This is a genomic window from Streptomyces muensis (genome assembly GCF_021474425.1).
Taxonomy (GTDB): domain Bacteria; phylum Actinomycetota; class Actinomycetes; order Streptomycetales; family Streptomycetaceae; genus Streptomyces; species Streptomyces muensis.
In genome coordinates this window covers 1-3,929 of record NZ_JAKEIP010000447.1, presented here as the reverse complement: position 1 = coordinate 3,929, position 3,929 = coordinate 1, and the positions used below count along the sequence as shown (strand labels likewise).

The window sequence follows — 3,929 nt, the reverse complement described above, 5'->3', positions numbered from 1 at the left end:
GGGGTGGGCGGGGCGCTGCTCGTACCCTGGCGCGCCACGTCCGCCCCGCTGCCGTCCAGTTCCAGCGTGGCCGAGCAGCCGTCCGCCACGCCGCCCGCCCTTCCCCTGACCGGCCGCGAGCTCATCGCGACACTGGAGGATCTGCTCCCCGAGGGCAAGGTCAGCGAGCAGCGGGCACGGGGCACCGAGAACTCGACGCTGCCGCCGTACGTCCACCTCGTGTACGACGACGGCAAGGGGCCCGGAGCCATCGGTGTCAGCCTGGACCGGGTCGAGCCGGGCAGCGACCAGGCTCGGCAGACGATCGACTGCCCGGACAAGGCGCTGGTCCCGCACGACAGCTGCGTCTCCACCCGGCTGGCCGACGGCTCGCTGCTCAAGCTGTTCCAGGGGTACGAGTATCCCGACCGGCGCGTCGACACCAAGCTGTGGTCGGCGGACCTGGTCACGCCCACCGGGCAGCACGTCACCGTCAGCGAGTGGAACGCCGCGGCCGAGAAGGACGCGCCGATCAGCAGGAGCGAACCGCCCCTGTCCACCGCTCAGTTGAAGGAGCTGGCGACGGCGCAGGTGTGGCGCAAGTACGTCGAGTTCATTCCCGAGGACCCGAAGCCGTCGGCGCCGCCGAGCACCGCCGTCGAACCGGGCGTGGACTCGGTCCTGGCCACGCTCGTCCCGCTCCTCCCCAAGGGCGTCGAGGTCGTCGAGAAGGGCCACGACTACACCTACGTCGTCCTCGACGACGGCAAGGGCAGGAGCTACCTCCAGGTCGACGTCCAGCGCGGCATGGGCGACGTGGCGGACGAGCTGTTCGGGGACGGCTCCGAGACCCTGCCGGACGGCACGCGGGTCGACTTCCGGGAGAGCGGCGGGGACAAGGGCGTGGCGGGTGCCGTGATGTGGACCGTCGACACCCTGCGCACCGACGGCTTCCGGGTCGTCGTCAGCACCCTGAACTCAGCCACCCAGCACGACGCCCCGACCCGCGCGACACCCGCCGTCACCAGGGAACAGCTCCGGAAGATCGCCCTCAGCCCGGAGTGGGATCAGTACCGCTAGAAGAAGTCCGCCCACGGCTGGTCCCAGATCTGCTTCACGCACAGCACCAGGAACAGCAGGCCCGCGATGGCCAGCATCACGTTGCTCAGCGGACCGTTGCGCCACTCCCTGGGTGTGCGGGCGGAGTTGAGGAGCCAGATCAGGGTGCCGGCGAGGAAGGGCATGAAGGCCGCGCCGAGTACGCCGTAGATGATGATCAGGCGGAACGGCTCGTCCTGGAAGAGCAGGACGATGGGCGGGAAGGTCAGCCAGAGCAGATAGGCGCGGAAGGGCCAGGAGCGCTCCCGCTCGCCCGAGGCGACCTCCTCGCCCTTCAGCTGCGCACGGGTGCGGTAGCGGGTCACGAAGTCCGCGAACATCAGGCTCACGCCGTGCCAGACGCCGATGAGGGAGGTGAAGGAGGTGGCGAAGAAGCCGATCAGGAAGAACTTCGCGGTCGCCGAACCGTACTCGTCCGCCAGGATGTCGCCGAGCTGGATCAGGCCCTTGTCGCCGCTGGCGATGGCGATGTTCGCGGAGTGCAGCAGCTCGGCGCCGACGAAGAGCATCGCGACGACGAAGATGCCGGTGGTGGCGTAGGCGACGCGGTTGTCGAGCCGCATGACCTTCATCCAGCCGGTGTCCGTCCAGCCCTTGGCGTTGACCCAGTAGCCGTACGCGGCGAGCGTGATGGTGCCGCCGACGCCGCCGATCAGGCCGAGGGTGTTGAGGATCGAGTCCTTCTCGTCGGGCAGGACGGGCAGCAGACCCGCGAAGGCCTCCCCGAGGTTGGGCGTGACACGGATCGCCAGGTACACCGTCACCACGAACATGACGCCGACCAGGACCGTCATGACCTTCTCGAAGACGGCGTACTTGTTGAACCAGACGAAGACCAGGCCGACGAGCCCGCAGGCGATGGCCCACCATTCGAGGTCCATCACGTCCGGGAACAGCGCCTGCAGCGGCAGCGCGCTCGACGACATCGCGGCGGCGCCGTAGACGAAGCCCCAGATCACGACGTAGACCGCGAAGAAGTACGTCGTCCAGCGGCCGAGACTGGCCCAGCCGTCGAAGAGTGTGCGGCCGGTGGACAGATGCCAGCGGCCCGCCGCCTCGGCCAGGGAGATCTTGACCAGACAGCCGATGATCGCGGCCCAGAGCAGGGTGTAGCCGAAGTTGCTGCCCGCGATGAGGGTGGCGACCAGGTCGCCGGCCCCGACGCCGGTCGCGGCGACGACGATGCCGGGGCCGATGTACCGCCAACTGGACTTACGAGGACGGGAGTCCGCCTCGCCGACCTGTGATGCCGCTGTGTTTCCCGTGGTGTCCGCCATGATGGTCAAGAAAGCTCAAAGGCGGCGGGGGGACAAGAGGGCCTGCGTCATCTCCACTCGATGTGCTCATGCCCGGGACCGCTCGGCGGGCTGCGACTGCCGCCGACAGCAGTCGCCCGACCCACACGTGGCGAGCTCGAACCAGACCGTCTTGCCCACCCCGTCCTGATGGCACCCCCACCGCCGGGCGAGCGCCTCCACCAGGAACATCCCCCGCCCGCTCTCCGAGGCCCCCGCGTCCAGCACCCTCGGAACCCGACGGCCCGCGTCGCTGACCTCGCAGCGCAGGATCCCGTGCGCGGCGAACAGGGTGAGCCTGAAACGGCTCGCGGAGTGCAGCAGGGCGTTGGTGGCCAGCTCGCTGACCAGCAGCTCGGCCACGTCCGCCACGTCGTCCAGATCCGCGAGCCCCCATCCCTCCAACTGCCGGCGGACCTCGGCGCGGGCCTCGCGGACCGCTGAGGGACGAGGGTCGTACTCGACGCTCAGATGGCCCGCCCCCATGGGCGGTTGGGGATACGAGCCGTACTGAGGTCCGGGATCCGGGAAGCGCGCCCCGTAGAGGTGCAGCATGGGTCCACAGTGACGGCCGCGGGAGTGCGGGCGCACGGGGAGGAATACCCGATTCCATACCTGCGCGCGTCCCGTCCGAGGCCCCCTCTACCCGTACTGGAGCCGTACGCTCGTCCCCTCCCGGTCGTCCCGGACGTCGACGTACGCGCACACCTGCCGGGCGAACCACAGCCCCTGCCCGGGTTCCAGTTCCGCGCTCGGCGGCGGTACGAAGCCTGCCAGCGGGTCGTCGACGCGGCGCGGGGCGCGCAGCTCGCACACGCACGCCGGGGCCTCGCCCCACAGCAGGGCACCGTCCACCGGCCCGAGGGCGGTGGCCGCCTCGGTGACGGCGGTGGCGAACAGCTCGGCGTCCGCCGCGGGCAGTCCCTGGACGGCCGCCCAGGTGCGTACGGCGTCGGAGGCGGGCGCCGGGCCGGGAAGCCGCTCGGCGTCGGCGGGGGACGGCGGCAGCGGTACGGCGTCGAGTTCGGCGGCGAGCCGGACCGGGTCCTCGTAGACCTCGGTGTCGGGGTGTGCCCTGCGGGCGGCGGCCACGACGGCGGGGCCCGCGACGCGGGAGTCGTAGGCGCACAGCGCGGTCGTCGCGAGCGGCGCGAAGAGCAGGTTGGCGAGGGCCTCGTACCGGATCCACTCGGCGGCCTCCCGCGGCGAGCGCCCCGCCCGGCCGCCCCAGACCGGCTCCATGAGCAGATGGATCCGCCCTCCGGGCCCGGCGTTCGCCGCGAGGTAACCGGCGCCCTGGGCCACCGCGTTGGCCGCGGACCCGGTGTACCACTCACCGTGCGGCACCAGTCCGACCCCCTTCGCCTCACTGCCGAGCGCGTCCCGCAGCAGGTCCAGGTTGCCGGGCGCGGCGATGGCGACGGGCGGGGGTTCACCGGGGGCGGCGAGCGCCTCGGCGAGAAAGGGCAGGGCGGCGGCGAGGAACTCCTCGCCGGTGGCGAAGACGGCGATGCGGTGGTCGAAGGGGGTGGGGGC

At 71.3% G+C, this 3,929-nt stretch carries 4 protein-coding genes; 1 reads left to right on the top strand and 3 read right to left on the bottom strand.

The window, feature by feature from the left end; genetic code table 11:
- Positions 1–1,059, top strand: a 1,059-nt coding sequence (locus L0P92_RS42770) for a hypothetical protein (protein ID WP_234768534.1), incomplete at its 5' end; no start/stop codon positions are given.
- On the opposite strand, the gene L0P92_RS42765 is transcribed toward L0P92_RS42770, so the two are convergent.
- The 3 genes from L0P92_RS42765 to L0P92_RS42755 form a co-directional block, all read right to left on the bottom strand.
- Complete coding sequence (locus L0P92_RS42765; protein WP_234768533.1) at positions 1,056–2,375, bottom strand: Nramp family divalent metal transporter; 1,320 nt, start codon at positions 2,373–2,375, stop codon at positions 1,056–1,058. The genes L0P92_RS42770 and L0P92_RS42765 overlap by 4 nt on opposite strands.
- A gap of 66 nt (positions 2,376–2,441) precedes the next feature.
- On the bottom strand, positions 2,442–2,879 hold the full coding sequence (locus L0P92_RS42760; RefSeq protein WP_234768535.1) for an ATP-binding protein: 438 nt from the start codon (positions 2,877–2,879) through the stop codon (positions 2,442–2,444).
- A 156-nt stretch (positions 2,880–3,035) separates the two neighbouring features.
- On the bottom strand, positions 3,036–3,929 hold an 894-nt coding region (locus L0P92_RS42755), incomplete at its 5' end, for an anti-sigma factor RsbA family regulatory protein (RefSeq protein ID WP_273634160.1).